The 21,393-nt window shown below is 43.9% G+C and carries 17 protein-coding genes and 1 pseudogene; 14 read left to right on the top strand and 4 right to left on the bottom strand.

Annotated features, from left to right (window positions below; translation table 11 throughout):
- Positions 1-20: 20 nt before the first annotated feature.
- The 8 genes from ftsB to rpoS all read left to right on the top strand — a co-directional run bounded on the left by ftsB (position 21) and on the right by rpoS (position 5,823).
- Entirely contained in the window at positions 21-314 is a 294-nt protein-coding gene (gene ftsB / locus C2M32_RS15850) for a cell division protein FtsB (RefSeq protein WP_105169254.1), read from the top strand.
- Entirely contained in the window at positions 298-1,002 is a 705-nt protein-coding gene (ispD, locus tag C2M32_RS15845) for a 2-C-methyl-D-erythritol 4-phosphate cytidylyltransferase (protein ID WP_105169253.1), read from the top strand. The genes ftsB and ispD overlap by 17 nt, the downstream gene beginning before the upstream one ends.
- Complete coding sequence (gene ispF, locus C2M32_RS15840; RefSeq protein WP_105169252.1) at positions 995-1,471, top strand: 2-C-methyl-D-erythritol 2,4-cyclodiphosphate synthase; 477 nt, start codon at positions 995-997, stop codon at positions 1,469-1,471. Before ispD ends, ispF begins: the two co-directional genes overlap by 8 nt.
- Positions 1,468-2,511, top strand: a complete 1,044-nt coding sequence (gene truD, locus C2M32_RS15835) for a tRNA pseudouridine(13) synthase TruD (RefSeq protein WP_105169251.1) — start codon at positions 1,468-1,470, stop codon at positions 2,509-2,511. Before ispF ends, truD begins: the two co-directional genes overlap by 4 nt.
- Positions 2,495-3,244: a 5'/3'-nucleotidase SurE gene (gene surE, locus C2M32_RS15830; protein ID WP_105169250.1), complete on the top strand. Its 750-nt coding sequence runs from the start codon at positions 2,495-2,497 to the stop codon at positions 3,242-3,244. Before truD ends, surE begins: the two co-directional genes overlap by 17 nt.
- A gap of 2 nt (positions 3,245-3,246) precedes the next feature.
- Entirely contained in the window at positions 3,247-3,885 is a 639-nt protein-coding gene (locus C2M32_RS15825; protein ID WP_105169249.1) for a protein-L-isoaspartate(D-aspartate) O-methyltransferase, read from the top strand.
- Between the two features lie 72 nt (positions 3,886-3,957).
- Positions 3,958-4,785, top strand: coding sequence for a peptidoglycan DD-metalloendopeptidase family protein (locus tag C2M32_RS15820; RefSeq protein ID WP_105169248.1), 828 nt, complete (start codon positions 3,958-3,960; stop codon positions 4,783-4,785).
- A 54-nt stretch (positions 4,786-4,839) separates the two neighbouring features.
- Positions 4,840-5,823, top strand: a complete 984-nt coding sequence (rpoS, locus tag C2M32_RS15815) for an RNA polymerase sigma factor RpoS (protein ID WP_105169247.1) — start codon at positions 4,840-4,842, stop codon at positions 5,821-5,823.
- Between the two features lie 71 nt (positions 5,824-5,894).
- Here rpoS and mutS read toward each other — a convergent pair whose 3' ends face one another.
- Positions 5,895-8,471, bottom strand: a complete 2,577-nt coding sequence (gene mutS / locus C2M32_RS15810) for a DNA mismatch repair protein MutS (protein WP_105169246.1) — start codon at positions 8,469-8,471, stop codon at positions 5,895-5,897.
- Positions 8,472-8,493: 22 nt separating this feature from the next.
- Between mutS and pncC the strand changes: the two genes are divergently transcribed.
- Both pncC and recA read left to right on the top strand, forming a co-directional pair.
- A complete protein-coding gene (gene pncC, locus C2M32_RS15805) occupies positions 8,494-8,985 on the top strand; it encodes a nicotinamide-nucleotide amidase (RefSeq protein WP_105169245.1) in 492 nt (163 codons plus the stop codon).
- Between the two features lie 65 nt (positions 8,986-9,050).
- A complete protein-coding gene (recA, locus tag C2M32_RS15800) occupies positions 9,051-10,100 on the top strand; it encodes a recombinase RecA (RefSeq protein WP_070993480.1) in 1,050 nt (349 codons plus the stop codon).
- A gap of 100 nt (positions 10,101-10,200) precedes the next feature.
- On the opposite strand, the gene C2M32_RS15795 is transcribed toward recA, so the two are convergent.
- Positions 10,201-11,364, bottom strand: a complete 1,164-nt coding sequence (locus tag C2M32_RS15795) for a DcaP family trimeric outer membrane transporter (RefSeq protein ID WP_105169244.1) — start codon at positions 11,362-11,364, stop codon at positions 10,201-10,203.
- Positions 11,365-11,747: 383 nt separating this feature from the next.
- Between C2M32_RS15795 and acs the strand changes: the two genes are divergently transcribed.
- Together acs and C2M32_RS15785 are read left to right on the top strand one after the other, a co-directional pair.
- Entirely contained in the window at positions 11,748-13,685 is a 1,938-nt protein-coding gene (acs, locus tag C2M32_RS15790) for an acetate--CoA ligase (RefSeq protein WP_105169243.1), read from the top strand.
- A gap of 91 nt (positions 13,686-13,776) precedes the next feature.
- Positions 13,777-14,429 (top strand): annotated as a pseudogene (locus tag C2M32_RS15785) (response regulator transcription factor).
- A gap of 42 nt (positions 14,430-14,471) precedes the next feature.
- Here C2M32_RS15785 and purU read toward each other — a convergent pair.
- Together purU and C2M32_RS15775 are read right to left on the bottom strand one after the other, a co-directional pair.
- Positions 14,472-15,302: a formyltetrahydrofolate deformylase gene (gene purU, locus C2M32_RS15780; RefSeq protein WP_105169242.1), complete on the bottom strand. Its 831-nt coding sequence runs from the start codon at positions 15,300-15,302 to the stop codon at positions 14,472-14,474.
- Positions 15,303-15,504: 202 nt separating this feature from the next.
- The gene (locus tag C2M32_RS15775) at positions 15,505-18,939 is read right to left on the bottom strand and encodes a hybrid sensor histidine kinase/response regulator (protein ID WP_105169241.1); all 3,435 of its coding nucleotides are present in this window, start codon (positions 18,937-18,939) and stop codon (positions 15,505-15,507) included.
- A 376-nt stretch (positions 18,940-19,315) separates the two neighbouring features.
- Here C2M32_RS15775 and C2M32_RS15770 point away from each other — a divergent pair, with 376 nt between their 5' ends.
- Together C2M32_RS15770 and C2M32_RS15765 are read left to right on the top strand one after the other, a co-directional pair.
- Positions 19,316-19,579 carry a DUF4212 domain-containing protein gene (locus C2M32_RS15770; protein WP_105169328.1) on the top strand — a complete coding sequence of 88 codons (264 nt, stop codon included), beginning with the start codon at positions 19,316-19,318 and terminating at the stop codon, positions 19,577-19,579.
- Positions 19,580-19,589: 10 nt separating this feature from the next.
- Entirely contained in the window at positions 19,590-21,314 is a 1,725-nt protein-coding gene (locus C2M32_RS15765) for a sodium:solute symporter family protein (RefSeq protein WP_105169240.1), read from the top strand.
- The last annotated feature ends 79 nt before the right edge of the window (positions 21,315-21,393 follow it).

Below are 21,393 nucleotides of genomic sequence, written 5' to 3'. Positions count from 1 at the left end.
TGAGTTTGGGAGGCTAACGCGTGCGTTTATTTCAATTGATTCTACTGAGTCTAGTGCTGTTCCTACAGTACCGTTTATGGTTTGGTAATAACGGTATTCAAGACTATACGCAAATTAAAAGTGCGGTTAATTCACATAAAGCGCTCAACACTAAGTTATCTAAGCGTAACAAATTACTCAAAGCGGATATCGAAGATCTAAAACTCGGCCTAGAAGGGGTTGAGGAGCGAGCTCGTCACGAGCTTGGCATGATCAAAGAAAACGAAACATTTATTCGAGTTTTACCAAGAAAACATAATGAATCAAACCATTAAAATAGCTGCCATAGTCCCTGCAGCAGGAGTGGGTAGCAGAATGCAAGTAGGCTATCCAAAGCAGTATTTAAAAGTCGCGGGAAAAACAATTCTTGAGCATACCTTGGATAAATTAGGTGAACTCAGCGAACTTTGCAAAATCGTTGTTGCAGTGAGTGATAGCGACGAATATTTCAGTGCATTGACACTGTCGGATCAAAGAATTATGCGAGTCAGTGGCGGAAGCGAAAGAGCTGATTCGGTACTAAATGGCCTAAATGCTCTGTCGCAAATCCAGCCAGATTGGGTATTAGTGCATGATGCGGCTCGCCCGCTGGTATTAGCAGATGATATCCGCACTCTGGTTAGTGAGTGTGTGTCCCACAATGAAGGTGGCATTCTTGCCGCAAAAGTAAAAGATACCATCAAAAGAGGGCATACCCACAGTATTGAAACAGTTCCTCGGGAGCTGCTATGGCAAGCACTGACCCCACAATTCTTTCCTTACGAACAACTGAAACATGCGCTAGAGCAAGCACTTAGCAAAGGTGTCTCTATTACTGATGAAGCGTCAGCAATGGAATGGGCGCAACACAGTGTGAAACTCATACCTGGTCGCAGCGATAACATTAAAATCACCACTCCAGAAGATTATGACTTAGCGTGTTTTTTATTAGCAAAACAGCGGGAGAATAAAAGCAATGATTAGAATTGGTCACGGTTTTGACGTACACAAATTCGGTGGCGAAGGCCCTTTGACGATTTGCGGAGAAAAAATCCCCTATCAGCATGGTTTTATTGCGCACTCTGATGGTGATGTGGCTATTCATGCCTTATGTGATGCACTGTTAGGTGCATTAGCATTAGGTGATATTGGTAAGCATTTTCCTGATACTTCGGACGAGTTTGCGGGCATTGATAGTCGGATTTTATTGCGTCGTGTTGTGGCACAAATGAAGGAGATGGGTTATCGGTTAGGGAACTGTGATGTGACAATTGTTGCTCAAGCACCGAAAATGAGGCCTCATATCGACGCAATGCGTGAGAATTTAGCACAGGACTGTGAGGCTGATATAACCCAAGTTAACGTCAAAGCAACGACTACTGAAAAGCTGGGTTTTGAAGGGCGTAAAGAGGGGATATCAGCCCATGCTGTTGTGGTGTTGATGAAATCATGAAGCAGCTAAACTATTTATACGGCAAGCCATTATCGCGTGGTGACTTTAAAAGCTCAGCAGAAGACTTTATGGTCGATGAAATTTTGGACATTGTGCTCACAGGTGAAGGTGAACATGTATGTTTGCAAGTGATTAAGAAGGGTGAAAATACACAGTTTGTTGCCAAGCAAATAGCTAAACTAGCTGGCGTGGCGCCTCGAGATGTAAGTTATGCTGGGTTAAAAGACCGTCATGGCGTTTGCAGTCAATGGTTTAGTGTACCTGTAGCCATAAAAAAGCATATTGATTTTAGCGCCCTTAACAGTGACAGTATATTTGTTGTGAAACAAACGAGGCATAATCGTAAGCTTCGCACGGGTTGTCATAGCGGTAATCACTTTAAAATAATTTTGCGCAATGTGGATATGCCACTAGATATATTGTCTCGAATCAATGCTGTGCGTCAGGGTGTACCTAACTATTTTGGTGAGCAGCGCTTTGGTCATGATGGCTATAATCTGGAAATGGCGGAGCGTTTGTTTGCAGGAGAGCAGATCCGCGATAAGAAGTTACGCGGTATCGTCATATCAGCAGCTCGCTCCCATATCTTTAATCAGCTAGTGAGCCTGCGAGTTGCTGAACACGGCTTAGCTAAGACATGGCACAGAGAAGTTTTTTTACTCAGTGGCAGTAATGCATTTTTTGAAGATGATATTAGTGATGAAACAATCGCTCGTTTAAGCAGTGGTGATATTATGCTTTCAGCCCCGATGGTTGGCAAAGGCGAAAAGGGCTTAGTAGAGCAAGAAAGACAATGGTTAGAACCATATAGTGCTTGGCAACAGAGTCTTGGCCAGTTAGGCTTAAAAATAGAACGACGGGCATTGCGTTTGATACCAAATCAATTACAGGTCGAAACGCTAGATAGCGCTACCATTAAATTGTCGTTTAGTTTACCAAAAGGGACGTTTGCTACGGCTGTATTAAGAGAGTTAGTACAGCATCGAGATGCAAGTAAAGATAACTTTAATCAAGAGGTCGTTGATGCGAATCCTGCTTAGTAATGATGATGGTGTTCATGCCAAAGGTATTGCGATTTTATATCAGGCTCTTAAACAAATTGCACAGGTAACGGTGGTCGCGCCAGACCGTAATTGCAGTGGCGCTAGTAGCTCATTGACCTTACTAAATCCGCTGCGTGCCACAGTTTTGGAAAATGGTTTTATCTCGGTTAATGGTACCCCAACAGATTGTGTACACTTGGGAGTAAGCCAGTTGATGGATGAGTTGCCTGATCTTGTGGTAGCCGGCATCAATTGTGGTGCGAACTTAGGTGACGACACTTTGTATTCAGGTACAGTCGCTGCGGCGACAGAAGGGCGACACTTAGGCTTGCCTGCTATTGCCGTATCTTTGTGTTCCAAAGAAGAAGCGCACTATGAAACCGCTGCACAAGTGACACTCGATATTATTAAGCAATTACAGAGTCACCCTTTACCAAGAGATCAAATTATCAACATTAACGTTCCAGACATTCCGATCACGGAACTTAAAGGTGCAAAAGTTTGTCGTCTTGGAGCTCGGCATAAAGCGGAAACTATGACAAAACAGCGGGATCCGTGGGGGAGAGATGTATTTTGGTATGGCAGTCTAGGATCAGAAAGTGATGCTGGAGAAGGTACGGATTTTCACGCAGTGAACAATGGTTATGCTGCGATTACCCCTTTAAAAGTTGATATGACAGCGTATGACAGTCTTGATGCTATGACAAATTGGTTGAAAGAGGTCAAATAGCCGTGCTGAGCAGCTATAAACGAAGTGCCCATGCGCTAGTTCAGCAGCTAAGAACTCAGGGCGTACAAGATGAACAGGTGCTAAAGGTGATGGAAAACACACCTAGGCACCTATTTGTTGACGACGTATTGAAACATAAATCATACGAAAATACTGCATTACCAATTGGGCAAGGGCAAACAATTTCACAGCCTTACATTGTTGCAAAAATGACTGAAGTTTTAAGGCAGGTGGGCGTTGTAGGGAAAGTGCTAGAGATCGGAACAGGCTCAGGCTATCAAACAGCGATTCTCGCCCAGTTATTCGATGAGGTGTGCAGTGTTGAACGTATTAAAGCATTGCAGTGGCAAGCCAAACGACGTTTGCACATGTTGGATTTGTACAACGTTGCTATGAAACATGGTGATGGGTGGCAGGGATGGCACTCTAAAGCACCTTTTGCGGGCATTATTGTTACAGCAGCTGCAAAAGAGGTTCCTAAACAATTGTTAGCTCAACTTGAAGATGAAGGTGCGTTGATTGTTCCACTAGGGGAGCAGGATCAACAACTTACTTTGTTTGTTCGCAAGGGAGAGCAGTTTGTCGAGCATCGTCTAGCACCTGTAAGGTTTGTTCCTTTAGTTGCTGGAGACATTATTTAATTGTAAAGACTACAACTGTGTGTTGTTCCGTTCCACAATACCGCAAAAATAATAAAGGGAAAAAGGTGACAAATGCTTAAAACATACCTGTTGATACTGACAACTGTTTGTATGTTATTAGCTGGATGCACAAGTCGCCATACTCCAGCACCGGTTACTAGCTTGTCTACTGGTAAGTCCAGTTCATCACAAAAAATTCATATAGAAAATAATCGATATAAGGTGCAAAAAGGAGACACGCTTTTTGCCATTGCTTTTAGCGCAAATAAAGATGTCAGAACAGTTGCGCAAATAAATGGGATAAAGCCGCCTTACGTGATTTACCCCGGACAAACTATTTATGTAGAGTATCCTCAAAACAAAAATAAAAAGCGCAAAAAATACACAACTAACGCCGATAAGTCCAGTAAAAAGAAACAAAAAAATAACAAAATTACGAAAAAAGAGCTTGATCAGCCAAAACAACGAGAGTATGTTCAAAAACATAGCAGAAAAAATGACAACGAATCTAAAGTTATATTTTCCAATAAGGTACGTTGGCGTTGGCCTGCCGTAGGTAAGGTGACTAAACATTTTTCTAGTAAAGAAAATGGTTATAAAGGACTTCAAATCACCAATGTCGAAGGGGCCCCTGTGAAGGCGGCTGCTGATGGGGTTGTGGTATATGCTGGCAGTGCCTTGAGAGGATACGGTAATTTGATCATCTTGAAACACAACGATGATTACCTCAGTGCTTACGCACATAACTCGAAGCTTGAGGTTACTGAGCAGCAAAAAGTTAAAGTTGGGCAAAAAATTGCCGAAATGGGTAGTACAGATGCCACTAAAACAGCGTTACGTTTTGAAATTCGTTTTAGAGGTCAAGCTGTTAATCCGGTTAAATATTTGCCAAGTAAGTAGTGGCGTCACTGCATAGCAAAAAGCGTCACTATTCATTCACTTGGGAGGATGCGTATGGCTCAAACTGCAAATGTTAAAACCAAAAAAACGGACGATTTTGATGATAAGCTCGACGAGCTCGATGTAGATAGCTCAAAAGCCGAATTGTTGGAAGACATTGATGATGATGACGACATCTTCGCCAAAGATGAAAATGTCAAAAACCTAGATGCAACTCAGCTTTATCTCGGAGAAATTGGTTTTTCACCGTTGCTAAGTGCGGAAGAAGAAGTTTATTACGCACGAAAAGCGCTGAAAGGCTGCGAAGCATCGCGTAAGCGCATGATTGAGAGTAATTTGCGTTTAGTTGTAAAGATATCACGCCGTTATAACAATCGAGGTTTGGCGTTACTCGATCTGATTGAAGAAGGTAATCTTGGTTTGATCAGAGCTGTGGAAAAGTTTGATCCTGAGCGCGGGTTCCGTTTTTCAACCTATGCTACTTGGTGGATTAGACAAACCATAGAACGTGCCATTATGAACCAGACACGTACAATCCGTTTACCTATTCACGTGGTAAAAGAATTGAATGTGTATTTGCGCACTGCAAGGGAGTTAACTCAGAAGCTTGACCATGAACCAACCGCTGAGGAAATCGCAGAGTGTTTAGATCGCCCAGTAGAAGATGTCACAAAAATGCTGCGTTTAAACGAAAAAATCACTTCTGTGGATACACCAATTGGTGGTGATAATGACAAAGCGCTGTTAGATATTATCGCGGATGAAAAGGGCCACGGCCCAGAAAGCGAGGTACAAAGTAACGATATTAACAACCATATCATCGACTGGTTAGGTGAGTTAAACCCCAAACAACGCGAAGTGCTTGCAAGACGATTCGGTCTTTTAGGCTATGAACCTTCCACGTTGGAAGATGTTGGTCGGGAAATTGGTCTAACTCGTGAACGTGTTCGTCAGATACAAGTTGAGGCATTAAGACGCTTAAAAGACATTTTGCAACATGAAGGCTTAAGCACAGACAGCTTATTTGAGCAGTTATAAATTGATCTTGAAGTAGTAGTTGCAAAGAAAAACCACCTTTATAGGTGGTTTTTTTGTTTGTCTAAACAGCGCTAGAGAAGTGATTGCTTTAGCTTGTAAAGCAGCGCATGTGCTTCTCTTGGACTTAATTCATCGGGGTCAATATCGCGTAATGTTAACTCAACCTTTGAGGGAGTCGGTTCAGGTAAAGCCAGTGAGTGCTGCGTTGGCATAGGCTCAACTACGCTTTGATGATTCTCTAACTGGGTTAGCTTTTGTTTCGCGAGTTGCAACACTGCTTTGGGCACTCCCGCTAGTCCGGCAACCTGTAGGCCAAAGCTCTTGCTGGCTGCGCCTTCCATAACAGTATGTTTAAATGCAATTGTGTCGTTATGTTCTACGGCATCCAAATGAACATTTACTAGCCCCGGCTGCTGTTGGGCTAACTCCGTTAGTTCAAAATAATGTGTTGCAAACAGCGTCTTAGCTCCGAGTTGACGAGCGAGATAGTCAGCAGTTGCGTAGGCTAATGATAAACCGTCATAGGTACTTGTACCGCGACCAATTTCATCCATCAACACCAGTGATTGCTCTGTGGCATTGTTAAGAATTGTCGCGGTTTCGGTCATCTCAACCATGAACGTAGAGCGGCCTGAGGCTAGGTCATCACTGGCACCTATGCGAGTAAATATCCTGTCAACTTGTCCAATGCTCGCTGAACTGGCAGGCACATAGCTGCCTATATGTGCCATCAAAACAATCAGAGCGGTTTGACGCATATAGGTCGATTTACCCCCCATGTTAGGTCCAGTAATAATAAGCATCTTACGCTGTTTATTGAGGTGCACAGGGTTGGCAATAAATGGGTCTTTGCTGACTTGTTCTACAACAGGATGACGTCCTTGCTCGATGTGTAACTCGTCACCCTCAGTCAGAGTGGGTTTGCAATAATCCAATGTTTGAGCTCGTTCAGCTAACGTATTGAGCACATCTAGATCTGCTAAAGCCGCGGCCATCAGTTGTAGTTGCTCCAGATAAGGCGCTATAAATTCGAATAACTGCTCATATAGCTGTTTTTCCAAAGCGAGTGCTTTGCTTTGGCTACCTAACACCTTATCTTCATGCTCTTTGAGTTCAGGAATGATGTAGCGCTCATTGTTTTTTAGTGTTTGGCGGCGAATATAATCAGCTGGTACCAAGTGGGAATTTGCACGGCTGATCTCGATATAAAACCCATGTACCTTGTTGTAGCCTATTTTTAATGTGCTGATCCCAGTACGTTGTCGTTCCCGCTCCTCAAGCTTGTCCAAGATATCGGTCGCACCTTGGCTTAACGAACGCCATTCATCTAATTCTGCGTTGTAACCCGTGGCTATTACACCACCATCACGAATAAGAATTGGTGGATTGTCGATAATCGCGCGTTCTAGCAAATCTTGGAGCTTAGGTAATGTAGGGGATTGAGCACAAATTTGTGCAATTCGTTCATCGTTACTTTCTGTTAGTAACTGGTGTAATGGCTCAAGGGCTTGCAATGCGCTTCTTAGCCTCGTCAAATCTCGAGGTCTTGCGTTACACAAAGCTAAACGCGCCACTACGCGTTCGATATCGCCAATTTGCTTGAGCGCTTCATAAGTATCTAAACATAATTGTGTTTCAATCAAGCTTGAGATAGCGTTTAGTCTAGCATTGAGCTCTTGTCGATTACGTATGGGTGTATGAATGCGACGCTTTAATAAGCGTGAACCCATGGCTGTTGCAGTTTTATCTAATATCTGAGCCAATGTATTATCAATGCTACCTGAGAGGTTAAGCGTCAGCTCTAGGTTTTTACGCGTTGCGGCATCTAAGATAACGGCATGTTCATTTTTTTCGAGGGTAACGGCACGAATATGTGGTAACGCGGTTCGCTGTGTGTCTTTAACATATTGCATCACACAGCCAGCGGCAACCAAAGCCGTATGAGCTTGCTCTACACCAAAACCAATCAGATCTTTGGTTTGGAATTGCTGACATAACAAGTGTTTCGCTGTGTCTAAATCAAACTCCCAATCAGGACGACGGCGAGCCCCTTTGTATTGCTCTATAAGGTGCAGATTCTTAAAGGATTCTGGATAAAGCAGCTCAGCAGGCTGCAGACGTTGCAATGTAGAACTTAGGGCTTCATCTGTTTTTAATTCGACAATGCTGAATTGACCTGAATTAATATCTAAGTAGGCAACCCCGTAATGATTTTGTTTGTCTTGCCATAATGCAGCTAACAAGTTGTCTTGACGTTCCTGTAGTAGGGCTTCATCAGTGACTGTGCCGGGTGTCACGATACGGACTACTTTACGTTCTACAGGTCCTTTGCTGGTGGCAGGATCACCCACCTGTTCGCAAATTGCGACTGATTCACCCATTTGCACTAAACGCGCCAGATAGTTCTCTACCGCATGGTAGGGAACACCTGCCATAGGAATAGGAGCGCCAGATGCTTTGCCTCGATGAGTTTGTGAAATATCCAAAAGTTGGGCAGCACGAATAGCGTCATTGAAGAATAATTCATAAAAGTCGCCCATACGATAGAACAATAAAATATCTTGGTGCTCAGCTTTAATCCTAAGATATTGCTGCATCATTGGGGTTTGTTGTTTTATAGTATGTTCTGAATATAAATCTATCGACATGCATCTACCTAAGAGGTTGAATATGGAGCTAAACCAAGAGATTAAGACTCTGGCTGCACAGTTGGGCGCTATTTTAACGGATAAACGTTTGACAATCACTACTGCCGAATCATGTACAGGGGGTGGGATCAGTTATGCGTTGACCGACACTGCTGGCAGTTCGGCATATGTAGACAGATGTTTTGTCACTTACAGCAATGAAGCAAAGCATGCACTGCTAGGTGTTAATGAGCAAACTTTGAACAGTTTTGGGGCTGTTAGTGAACAAACAGTAAACGAGATGGCGATAGGGGCAGTAAAGCAAGCTCATGCGGATATTGCAATCTCGGTCTCTGGCATCGCTGGACCGGGTGGTGGTTCAGATGAAAAGCCAGTTGGATTGGTATGGTTTGCCATTAATATACGCGGAGAGGTGACCACTTATAAACAGGTTTTCTCTGGAGATCGTAGTTATATTAGGTTGCAAGCTATTGCTTTTGCACTAAAAAATACAGTTTCATTAATTCAACCTTAAAAATGTACTTGATACTGTGATTCTATACAGTATACTGAGCCCATTACGCTAGATTGGAGAAGCACATGAACGATAACAAACAAAAAGCGCTCGACGCCGCACTATCACAAATTGAACGTCAGTTTGGTAAAGGTTCAATCATGAAACTGGGTGACAGCCAGGCACTGGATATTGAATCAATCTCTACAGGCTCATTAGGTATTGATATTGCGTTGGGTATAGGTGGTCTACCAACAGGTCGTGTTGTTGAGATCTATGGTCCAGAATCATCAGGTAAAACCACTTTGACGCTGCAAGTTATCGCAGAAGCACAAAAACAAGGTAAAACATGTGCCTTCGTTGATGCTGAACATGCTTTGGATCCAGTCTATGCAGAGAAACTAGGCGTTAATGTTAATGAGCTTTTGGTGTCGCAACCTGATACGGGCGAGCAAGCGCTGGAGATCTGCGACATGTTAGTGCGTTCAGGGGCTGTTGATGTTGTTATCGTTGACTCCGTAGCGGCATTAACACCAAAGGCCGAAATTGAAGGTGATATGGGAGACGCACACGTTGGCTTGCAAGCGCGTTTAATGTCACAGGCATTGCGTAAATTAACAGCTAACATCAAGCGTTCAAATACACTGTGTATTTTCATCAACCAGATCCGTATGAAGATTGGTGTGATGTTTGGTAACCCTGAAACCACGACAGGTGGTAATGCTCTGAAGTTCTATGCGTCTGTGCGTATTGATATTCGCCGTATTGGCTCTGTTAAAGAGGGCGATGAAGTGGTGGGTAACGAAACCCGCGTTAAAATCGTTAAAAACAAAGTGGCACCGCCATTTAAGCAAGCCGAGTTTATTATCATGTATGGCGAGGGGATCTCGAAACAGGGTGAGTTGATAGACCTAGGCGTGAAACATAAACTGGTTGAAAAGTCGGGTGCATGGTATAGCTACAACGGTAGTAAAGTGGGGCAGGGTAAATCTAACTCTATCAAGTTCTTAAAAGAAAACCCTGAGATTGCCAACGAGATCGAAGGCAAGTTAAGAGAGATGCTTTTACTGCAAGCGACTATCAAGCCTGAAGAAGGTGAAACACCGGCATTAGCTGCAACGGATGTTGAGCTATAAGCAAAACAATTAAGCGTAAGAGCCCAGCATTGCTGGGCTTTTTTATTGCTGTAGGCTGAGTCTCATGACTCAAACCCAATTCAGTAGAGAGTGTTTTTGACTAAAACACATATTTGGCCGAGAGCTGTAAGCGATTAAGGTCGCCATCTATATTTGCTTCAGTATCGCGAGTCGCCACTTTGTATTCAATACCGAATGTTAACTGTTTAGCTGGTGAGTATAACAAGTTGGCGCTGTAACTGTGCGTTGACTTGGTAGGGTTACCCGTAATGCTAAAGAGACTTTCGTCATTATCAGCTGAGAAGAAAGAGTATAGGAAGGTTGAGCGGAATTGCTCATTCCAATGATGTTGATAACTAATAAAGCCTGATGTTGAATCAATTGCGTGTAAGTCATTACCATCAAAAACGGCGCCATTGGCGACGTTTAAACCCACATATCGACCTAACCCCTGACCTTGGGTAAGCATGAACTTAAGGTTGTTTTTGCCAAAGTTCACTCGCGCGGAAGCGCTCACCCCAAAAGAGCTTTCGGTTTCATCAATGTTAGCTACTTTATAGGTCAGTTGTCGTGCTAAAGCGGCAATCACAAAGTGACCCCAGTCAGCGTTGTAAGTGTAGCGAGCTGTGAAGTCAGGCATACTTGCATCGTCTGTCTCTACGCGTCCACTGTCAGCGGTCGTCACCGTACTTTCTGGGTTTTCAGCAGAAAATGACCAGTTTCCGATGCTGTATTTTACCATGGCTTGACGCACGAAGACGGTGCCTTCCGCTGGACCAACGAAATCTAATGTTTCAGGCAATGCGGCAACGTTTTGAAAGTTACTCCATGCCTGTCCGAACAGCCAGCCTTTGTATGTTATAAAAGCTTGCCTTAACCTTGGCGAATACGAGTTTGTGACACGTTCATTCCCGCCTGTAGAGGCAATGAAATCTAGTTCAACTTTGGTTTTGATCTCGCTGCCATCGTCTAATTTGGTGTTTGTTGCCAGATTGAATCGAGACTGTCGAGCATGCATATCAAAAACGGCATCAGCAGCTGTAGTCGAAGAAACGGGCGTTGTCCCTGGTACATAAAAATCTCGTCCTATACTGTCGCCGCCAAGTGAGCCATCAGAAAAGTCACTCCAGATAGCGTCGAGTTTTACATAACCACCGTACTTCACTTCAGTTTGGTCTATGGCGGTCGCTATTGCTGGCATACTTAGTACGCTTAGGACACTGAGCGCAGTCATTGTTTTTTTAGTGCAATATGATGTTGTCATAATCGTTGTTCCTGAAAAGCGACTTATCTGTTTGATTTTTTATCGCTTGGTAAAAAACGTCGTTATCCACTTTTGATGAAGGGTGGTAATTACTCAATTACCCATTGGTCTATACGACTAAGGTGTTACAGATTGTCTGCTATAGGCTTCATGAGAAACGTTGAGTTGACCATAATATAATTACAACACTTTGATATAGAATAGATTTATTTCTTTGGTGAAAGCTTAAAGCGGCAAGTTGATAAACTTAAAATGCTTGAGATAATTTCATGTGCCAAGTTAGAGTAGTCAATATCTACAACTAAGGTCTAATACTTTCACGGCCTTGGCTGAGTGATCCTTGGACAAAGCCTAGCGGCAAGTAAATTAAAATGGAGATGACTATGTCACAGAGCATTTATCCAGTTCCTGAAGCTTTCAAGAACAATGCACTCATTGATAACGATAAATATAACACGCTGTATAAGCAGTCAATTGAGGATCCGCAAGGATTTTGGGCTGAACATGGGCAACGCCTCGAATGGTCTAAGCCATATACACAAGTGAAGAATACCACCTTTAAGAAAGGCGAGATCAGCATCAAGTGGTTCGAAGACGGTCAGTTAAACGCCTCTTATAACTGCATTGACCGCCACTTAGAAAAAAAGGCGGACAAGGTTGCACTGATCTGGGAAGGGGATAACCCAGCGCAAAGTGAACATATCACCTATCAACAGTTACACGACGAAGTCGCAAAATTGGCCAATGGTCTGAAAAAGCTCGGTGTGAGCAAAGGTGACCGAGTCGCGATATATATGCCAATGACTCCACAAGCGGTTTATGCGATGCAAGCCTGTGCGCGTATTGGGGCGATTCATTCAGTGGTATTTGGCGGCTTTTCTCCGTCTGCCATTGCCGATCGTATCAAAGACTCAGGCGCAAAAGTGGTGATCACCTCTGATGAGGGTCGCCGTGGTGGTAATTGTGTGCCACTCAAAGCCAATGTTGACGAAGCGTTGTCTCAGCCAGATGTCAACATTGAGCATGTCATTGTGCATCAATTGACCGGTGGCGAAGTTACCTGGCAATCACATGACGTTTGGTGGCATGAGCTAGTTGCAGACGTTGAGCCTATTTGTCCGCCAACACCTATGGATGCAGAAGACCCACTCTTTATTTTGTACACCTCAGGGTCAACTGGTCAGCCAAAAGGGGTTGTGCACACAACAGGTGGCTATTTGGTTTACACGTCCATGACACATGAGTATGTATTTGACTTAAAAGAAGATGATGTGTATTGGTGTAGCGCCGATGTGGGTTGGATCACGGGGCACAGCTATATTGCCTATGGGCCGCTTGCCAATGGTTGTACCCAAGTGCTTTTTGAAGGGATACCAACGTACCCTAATTCTGGTCGTATCGGTGAAGTGGTTGATAAGCATAATGTCACCATTCTTTATACCGCGCCAACAGCGATACGCGCTTTAATGGCTAAGGGCGATGAGCCTACCGCGTCATCGAAACGCACCAGTTTAAGAGTGCTGGGTTCAGTAGGTGAGCCAATTAACCCAGAAGCATGGTCTTGGTACCATGAGCACATTGGTAACGGCCAGTGTCCAATTGTTGATACGTGGTGGCAAACTGAAACGGGCGGCATCATGATCACGCCATTGCCAGGTGCGACGGATATGAAGCCGGGTTCAGCAACCAGACCTTTCTTTGGTATTGCACCAGCCTTATTTGATGCACAGGGAAATGAGTTATCGGGTGAGGCAGAGGGCAACCTTGTGATATTAGATAGCTGGCCGTCACAAGCCCGCACTGTTTATGGCGATCACGAGCGTTTTGAACAAACTTACTTTTCTGCATACCCAGGTGTGTATTTCACAGGTGACGGTTGTCGTCGCGACGAAGATGGTTATTATTGGATCACAGGTCGAGTTGATGATGTGCTCAATGTGTCTGGGCATCGCTTAGGCACGGCTGAAATTGAAAGTGCGTTGGTTGCGCATGAGTCCGTAGCGGAAGCGGCTGTTGTTGGCTATCCACATGACATCAAGGGTCAAGGTATTTATGTCTATATTACTCCGAACGAAGGCGTAACGGTGACAGAAGAGTTGACTAAAGATGTGCGTAATTGGGTTAGAAAAGAGCTCAGCCCAATCGCATCACCAGACATGATCCAGTGGTCACCAAACTTACCAAAAACGCGTTCGGGTAAAATTATGCGTCGAATTTTGCGTAAGATTGCAGCCAACGAATATCAGCAGCTTGGTGACACTTCTACTTTGGCCGATCCAAGTGTTGTTGATGAACTAATAGAAAACCGCTTAAATCGTTAATTGAACGTTAAAAGCTTGAATTTCATTAAATTCTAAACGACTATATCGGCTGTCATTGGTCACGATGACAGCCGAATTGTTAGGAGCAAATATGAATCAGTTTTTAATTGCAGACGATCATCCGTTATTTAGAGCGGCGTTGAAAGGCGCATTAAAAATCAGTTCGAAACGCTCACAGTATTCGAAGCAGATACCTTTGATGCCACATTGGCTATTCTGGCAAAACAGGATGAACTAGATTTATTATTGCTCGATTTGCATATGCCAGGTAGTGGCGATTTGTATGGTTTGATCCGAATTCGAGAAGATTTTCCTAGTCTTCCTGTGGTGGTGGTATCTGGCAGTGAAGATTTAACGGTGATCTCTAAAGTGATGGGATATGGAGCGATGGGGTTTATTCCTAAATCTTCATCCCCTCATGATATCGCCATGGCGATAGATACGGTGTTAGAGGGTGATAACTGGTTACCTGAAAACATCAAAGACAAAGTGGCAAATATTGAACACGAAGATAAAGCGCTTGCGCAGCAGGTGGCCTCTTTAACACCACAGCAGTTCAAAGTGCTTCAGTATCTACATGAAGGCTTGTTGAACAAGCAAATAGCCTTTGAACTACATATCTCTGAGGCGACGGTCAAAGCACATATTACGGCAATTTTCAGAAAGCTTGGAGTGTATAACCGGACTCAGGCTGTTTTGATCGCCTCAAAGTTACAGCTAGAACCTATCGATACACAACCATAAAAAAAGCGCCGTAGCGCTTTTTATATCGCTTAGAGAGCATTATCAACTAAACACAACGGTTTTGTTGGCATTGATAAAGACCTTGTGTTCCGATGCTAATTGAATCGCTTTACAAAACACAGTTTTTTCAATATCGCGACCCATTTTAGCCATACTATCCGCATCGTTGGCGTGGCTCACCTGAGTGACATCTTGGACGATAATCGGCCCTTCATCCAGCTCATCATTCACAAAGTGGGCAGTGGCGCCAATAATTTTTACACCGCGCTCAAATGCCTGATGATAAGGTTTAGCTCCGATAAATGCAGGTAAAAATGAGTGGTGAATATTAATGATCTGATTGCTAAATCGCGCCACAAATTCTGGGCTGAGTATGCGCATGTATTTAGCCAGTCCTATAATATCCGGTTGATATTGTTCTATCACCTCAGCCATTTTTTCATCATGTTCAAATCTGCTTAAACCTGTGTGAGGCACACAGTGAAAGGGAATGCCAAAACCCTTAACTAAGGGTTCCAGATCTCGGTAGTTAGCAATTACGGCCTGTACTTCTATATTCATGGCGTTTTCGTACTGTTTAAGGAGTACACCGCCAAGACAGTGAGCCTCTTTCGTTGCCAGTAAAACCACTTTGGTCTTTTCACCATGATGAAGTGCAACCTTAGCACCGTGAGGGAGTTGTTCTCTTAGTTGTGATAAGAACAGCTCGCTGGGTTCACCGGTTAACTCGGTACGCATAAAAAAGCGTGAGCCCTCGCGGTCTACAAATTCATTGTTGCGAGTGATGTTTAAATTATGTTCAAAACAGAGGTTGGTTATCTTGGCGATTAAGCCAACGCCATCCGCACATTGTGTGGTAAGTATATAGTTCATGTTCCTCATTCCTGTATTCACCCCTGTAAATATGGGGGGTTTAGCATACTAGCAATCGAAATCCATTTGGTTAACTATTAATTTCAACAAAATGGCATATTCTTACTGCTAATAATATTAACTGATTGATTTTTTAGTTTTATTTTGTCTTTATAAAAATTATTCTTGCACAATGTGTGAGCCATTGGCCCACGCGGGAAAATTAAAAAGTATGATTGAGCAGTGCCTTCAGCTTGGCAGGCTTTATTGGCTTACTTAAATAATGAATATTTTCAGCTTTGGTATGCTGTTTTAATGCCTCATCTCGGACCGCCGTGATCAAAATAGCAGGCACGGGATGTTGCCAAATTTCTCGTAGGGTTTTTACCAATGTAATGCCATCGCTTTGTTCACCGAGTTGATAGTCCATCAAAATAATATCTGGTGCGGCGTGGGTCTTTGCATATTCGATAGCATCCAATGAGTGAGTAAACAGGCTGTGTTTCATTTGCCATTTACTCAGTAAGCTCGCCATGGCTTGCAAATTCTTTGGATCATCATCAACAGCAATAATATGCAGTGGAGATTGCTTTTCTATGTCTGACAGTAGCGTGCCGGCTTGAACCTTATGTTCGACCAGTTGCTCATCACCGATTGGGATGGTGATGCTAAAGCAACTGCCTTTGCCAATTTTTGAACTAACAGATAGCTCAAGGCTAAGCAGATCACACAGGCGTTTGACGACCCCAAGTCCCAAGCCAATCCCTTTATTGTCATTGCTTTGAATACGATAGAAGTCATTAAATATTTTACTGAGTTGGTGCTGAGATATACCGGGGCCAGTGTCCCACACGTCTAGTCTCAAGCTATGCTTTCGGTGACGACAGGCAATGAGTACCTTACCTTCGTCGGTGTATTTCACTGCATTTGAAACTAGGTTTTGGATGATCCGACGTAGATAGGTTGTATCACTGTGAACAATCGCATGATTACTCCGTACCTTAAGCTGTAAACCCTTATCACTGGATAAAATGGCGTACTCGTTAGCCAGTGGGCCGAGAATGTCATCAATACAAAAATGTCGTGGCGTGGGTTGCATCGCTCCTTGTTCCAACTTGGCGATGTCTAAAAGAGCTGACATGAGGTGAACCGTAGAGTCTAGGCTATCAGCGAGTTTGTCAAAATTCCCTCGGTCAAATTGGCTCAATGGTCGAGCATCAATGGCTGCTAAGTACAAGCGGGCCGCATTGAGAGGCTGTAAAATATCGTGACTTGCCAGTGCCAAAAAGCGGGTTTTACTATCATTGGCACGCTCAGCTTCTTTTTTGGCGGCCATTAGCGCATGTTCCGTTGCTATTCGAGAAGTTATCTGTGCCTGTAAGTCGGTGTTGATGGTACGAATTTCTTGTGTACGCGCCTCAATACGATTCTCCAAGTCCATATTGATTTCTTCCAGCGCATTTTGGGTGTTGATGTGCATAGTGATATCAGAAAAACTGGTCACAAAACCGCCCTCTGGTAATGGATTACCACGCATTTCATACACTTGCCCATCGCGACGATGGCGAATAAAGTGATGTGGTGTGCCATTACGTAGATGCTGTACGCGCTTTTCAACTAGTCGCTCGATGTCACCGGGTCCACACTCACCTCTTTGTGCGTTGAAGCGGATGACTTTTTCGATGGGTAGGCCAACTTCTAAAAAGCCATCTGGGTAGTCAAACATTTCGCTGTAACGCTTGTTCCAAGCAACTAAATTCAGCTCTTTATCAACTACTGAAAGGCCATGACTGAGATTTTCCAAAGAGGTATACAGCAGGTTTTGATTGAACTGTAATGCTTGCGTGGTTTCGTCGAAGAAGTTTACCACCTCCTCAAAGGCCATTTGTTTACCCGAGGCAACGGTATGGATCAGTGCTTGTGCTGAAGAGGCACCGAGTACACCAGTGAGTGCACGTTCACAATATGCGATAAAGTCAGCGTCGGGATAGGCATTATTGTCATCAATTTGATTGCTTTGTGCGTATTGACTGAGGAGTTGTCCTGAGCGTTGAATACCTAAGAATGTTTGCAGCAAAACTTTAAAGTCGTACACGCTGGCTTTTATGTTTTTATCCAAGCGTTTTGCAAATCCAGCCTGCTCTTTTGGATAAACAAACGCAGCGGCCTGAATTTTGTCGATTAAACGCTCATGTGCCGCGAGCGAAAAACTGATGTAACAGATAACATTCGCACACAAAGCAAGTAATGTTCCTCGAGTAATAATGCTTTGACGCAGTTCGTAATCCAGCGCGATACCGGTGCCCACGACAGGCAGCATTAAAAATAGTGCCCAGCAGATAAAGCCGGCCAGCAAGCCAGCATAAACGCCATAGGCGTGACCTTTACGCCAGTATAGGCCACCGACAATGGCAGGCAACAACTGTGTGACCAGTGAAAACGCAACCAACCCCATATTCGCCAGTGCTTCACCGTGGCCAAACCATTGTTGATATAAATAAGCGAGTAATAAGATCGCAGCGATAATGATGCGGCGGATCATTAAAATGGGGGTTTTATAGTTGCGGGTGAGGGCACTGCGCTTTAACTTTCGTTTCAGTAACAGTGGTAGTACGACATCGTTTGAGAGCATCGTACTGAGCGTGAGCGTGGCAACGACTATCATGGCCGTAGCTGCTGATAGACCACCGATAAATACAAAGGTGGTGATGATTGGGTGGTCTTGCATTAATGGCAGCGCCAATACAAAGCTGTCGGCGGCAATATCAGCGCCGATTTGTGGGTGTATTGCTGCCGTTGCAATTGGAATGATCATGGCTGCAATGAGCAATAGGTATAATGGAAAGGCCCAGCGAGCGGTGCGTAAGTGACGACGATCTTGGTTATCCACCACGGTGACATGAAATTGCCGTGGCAAACAAATAATAGCCGCAGCTGCCATGAGGCTTTGACCTACGAAATTGAAATTAAAGGCATCAAAGTCCAACCAATGCTCAATATTAATAGTGCGACTATCTGGTACCTTGAGTAGTGCAATTATGGCTAAAATCGCAACCGCTCCCAGCGCGATGAATTTTATAATGGACTCAAAAGCAACGGCCAACATTAGACCTGAACGATATTCGGTCACATCCACTTTTCTGGTGCCAAAAAAGATGGCGAATAACGCCATGATCAGTGTACCTGTCAAAGCTAAAGCACTCCCTGAGAGCAGTGATCCCTGTTGCAATAATAAGAAGCTGCTGCTAAGCGCTTTGAGTTGTAATGCAATGTAGGGGATGGTGGCCAGCAGTGCAATCATAGTGACCATAACTGCGGTGGCTTGGCGCTTGCCGTAACGGGCGGAGATAAAATCGGCGATGGTGGTAATGTTTTGCTTTTTACTAACCAAAATCAACTTACGCAAAAAACCATGACCAAAGACAAACAACAAAGCGGGTCCGAGTAAAATTGGTAAGTAGTGCCAGCTACTTTCTGCGGCAGAGCCGACGGATCCGTAATATGTCCATGAGGTGCAATAGATACCTAGCGAAAAAGCATACACAAAGGGATGATGTGTGATCCGCATTGCCAGTGGTGTGGTTTTATCTCCCCAGTTGGCAAGCCAGAACAAGACGCCAATATAGCCGAGAGAGACCAGAATTAGAGCTACTGTCATTATTATTCTTGTAAAATCAAGGTGACTTTACCTTACCACAGATTTATTCGGTGTCTGTATACGCGAAATCACGGAAAAATTCATAACGTATTGTTTATAAATAATAAGTGATTTTTCTCAAGTAGATTTAGACTAATGTCGTATAAGCGTCATATTTTGCGTAGAACATCTCAATAAATGTTTTCAATTTCACCTAACATATTGTTATTAAATGAATTAATTCAACATTATTTTTCCTCAAGGTGCAGTTGACGTAAACGTAATGTTACTGCTACGACTAAGGTCTCAATTTATTCTTATCAAGCCGTTGCTAAGGTAAATGGTGACAATTAACACCAACACAGCTCCAGAGCGAGCACGTGATAGGGGATATAAAATGGCTTTTAAAGATGAACAACAAGCAAAAGCATACTGGTCAGAAAATCTCACCTTAATGTTTAAACTGTTGGCAATTTGGTTTGTCGTTTCTTTCGGTTTTGGCATTTTGCTGGTGGATGTACTCAATGAAATCCGCTTTTTCGGATTCAAACTGGGTTTTTGGTTTTCACAACAAGGGGCAATTTACACATTTGTTGCTTTGATTTTTGTCTACGTATTCAAGATGAATGCACTGGATAAAAAATACGGCGTAGACGAATAGGGGCATTATGATGGATGTACAAACTCTCACATTTATAATCGTCGGTTTGAGCTTTGCGCTCTATATCGGTATTGCAATCTGGGCTCGTGCTGGCTCCACTCAAGATTTCTATGTTGCAGGTGGCGGCGTTCCACCGTTCGCAAATGGGATGGCAACGGCTGCTGACTGGATGAGTGCTGCGTCATTTATTTCCATGGCGGGGATTATTTCATTTGCAGGTTATGACGGTGGCGTGTACCTCATGGGATGGACTGGTGGCTATGTATTGTTAGCGCTGTGTCTTGCGCCTTATCTTCGTAAGTTCGGTAAATTCACAGTCCCCGACTTTATCGGCGACCGTTACTACTCACAGGTTGCGCGTGTCGTTGCCATTATGTGTGCCATTTTCATTTGTTTTACTTACATAGCAGGTCAAATGCGTGGTGTTGGCGTGGTATTTTCTCGCTTTCTTGAGGTGGATATAGAAACAGGTGTATACATTGGTATGGTGATCGTTTTCTTCTATGCCGTACTTGGTGGCATGAAGGGGATAACCTATACCCAAGTTGCACAATACTGTGTGTTAGTGTTCGCGTATCTAGTGCCTGCTATTTTTATTTCCTTGATGATGACGGGACATTTACTACCCCAAACAGGCTTTGGTGCAACACTTGCTGATGGTTCTGGTATGTATGTGTTGGATAAGCTTGATGGTCTCAGTGCTGAGTTGGGATTTGCACAATATACTGAAGGCTCAAAAAGCATGATAGATGTGTTTGCCATCACGGCAGCTCTGATGGTAGGCACGGCAGGCCTGCCTCATGTTATTGTGCGCTTTTTCACTGTACCTCGCGTTAAAGACACGCGCATCTCGGCAGCATGGACACTTGTGTTCATTGCTATTGTTTACACGACTGCACCCGCAGTAGCCTCCTTCGCTCGCGTTAATATGATTGATACTATTAATGGTAAAGATGGCAGTGGTACAGCCTATGCGGAGGCACCAACTTGGGTAAAAAACTGGGAAAGAACAGGGCTGATTGTGTTTGAAGACAAAAACAATGACGGCAAGATGTTCTATTCGTCAGGCAAAATTAGCGACCCAAATAGTGCCAACGAGGTGCAAATTGACCGTGATATTATGGTGTTGGCAAATCCCGAAATTGCTGATTTACCGGCATGGGTGATTGCACTGGTTGCCGCAGGCGGAATTGCAGCGGCACTTTCGACCACAGCAGGCCTTCTATTGGTTATTTCAACCTCGGTGTCTCATGACCTACTTAAGCGAACCTTGAAGCCCAACATCAGTGATAAACAAGAGCTGTTAGCGGCGCGCTTATCGGCCATGGTTGCGATAGTTATTTCTGCTTACTTTGGTATTAATCCGCCGGGATTTGTTGCATCGGTCGTGGCGTTTGCGTTTGGTCTTGCGGCAGCAAGCTTCTTCCCTGCGATCATTATGGGGATTTTTTCTAAACGTATGAACAAAGAAGGTGCGATTGCAGGTATGGTCACTGGGATAACCTTTACGGCGGCATATATCATCTACTTCAAGTTTATTAGTCCAGAACTTAATACTCCAGCGAACTGGTTGTTTGGGATTTCACCTGAAGGAATAGGTATTGTGGGTATGATGGTGAATTTCATTGTCGCTGCTGTGGTACTCAAATTGACGGCGCAGACACCAGAGGAAGTACAGCAAATGGTGGAAAGTATCCGTAATCCTAAAGGGTCCAGTGCCGCCCACGCGCACTAGATTCATTTGCTAGTATTGTAAGGGACAACCCAGCCCAATGGGCTGGGTTTTTAGTTCAAGAATAACGGGTTACCCGATG

This window comes from Pseudoalteromonas sp. T1lg23B (assembly GCF_002964665.1).
Lineage (GTDB): Bacteria > Pseudomonadota > Gammaproteobacteria > Enterobacterales > Alteromonadaceae > Pseudoalteromonas.
Note: the sequence above shows the minus strand (reverse complement) of the source record. Positions and strands in the feature narration are given on the sequence as shown.

Bases quoted from the DNA above. Each gene is read 5' to 3' on its own strand.
- truD (WP_105169251.1), top strand. From the start codon at position 1,468: ATGAAGCAGCTAAACTATTTATACGGCAAGCCATTATCGCGTGGTGAC.
- C2M32_RS15765 (WP_105169240.1), top strand. From the start codon at position 19,590: ATGGATGTACAAACTCTCACATTTATAATCGTCGGTTTGAGCTTTGCG.
- acs (WP_105169243.1), top strand. From the start codon at position 11,748: ATGTCACAGAGCATTTATCCAGTTCCTGAAGCTTTCAAGAACAATGCA.
- C2M32_RS15820 (WP_105169248.1), top strand. From the start codon at position 3,958: ATGCTTAAAACATACCTGTTGATACTGACAACTGTTTGTATGTTATTA.
- C2M32_RS15795 (WP_105169244.1), bottom strand. From the start codon at position 11,364: ATGACAACATCATATTGCACTAAAAAAACAATGACTGCGCTCAGTGTC.
- C2M32_RS15770 (WP_105169328.1), top strand. From the start codon at position 19,316: ATGGCTTTTAAAGATGAACAACAAGCAAAAGCATACTGGTCAGAAAAT.
- pncC (WP_105169245.1), top strand. From the start codon at position 8,494: ATGGAGCTAAACCAAGAGATTAAGACTCTGGCTGCACAGTTGGGCGCT.
- ispF (WP_105169252.1), top strand. From the start codon at position 995: ATGATTAGAATTGGTCACGGTTTTGACGTACACAAATTCGGTGGCGAA.
- mutS (WP_105169246.1), bottom strand. From the start codon at position 8,471: ATGTCGATAGATTTATATTCAGAACATACTATAAAACAACAAACCCCA.
- purU (WP_105169242.1), bottom strand. From the start codon at position 15,302: ATGAACTATATACTTACCACACAATGTGCGGATGGCGTTGGCTTAATC.
- C2M32_RS15775 (WP_105169241.1), bottom strand. From the start codon at position 18,939: ATGACAGTAGCTCTAATTCTGGTCTCTCTCGGCTATATTGGCGTCTTG.
- surE (WP_105169250.1), top strand. From the start codon at position 2,495: ATGCGAATCCTGCTTAGTAATGATGATGGTGTTCATGCCAAAGGTATT.
- recA (WP_070993480.1), top strand. From the start codon at position 9,051: ATGAACGATAACAAACAAAAAGCGCTCGACGCCGCACTATCACAAATT.
- rpoS (WP_105169247.1), top strand. From the start codon at position 4,840: ATGGCTCAAACTGCAAATGTTAAAACCAAAAAAACGGACGATTTTGAT.
- ispD (WP_105169253.1), top strand. From the start codon at position 298: ATGAATCAAACCATTAAAATAGCTGCCATAGTCCCTGCAGCAGGAGTG.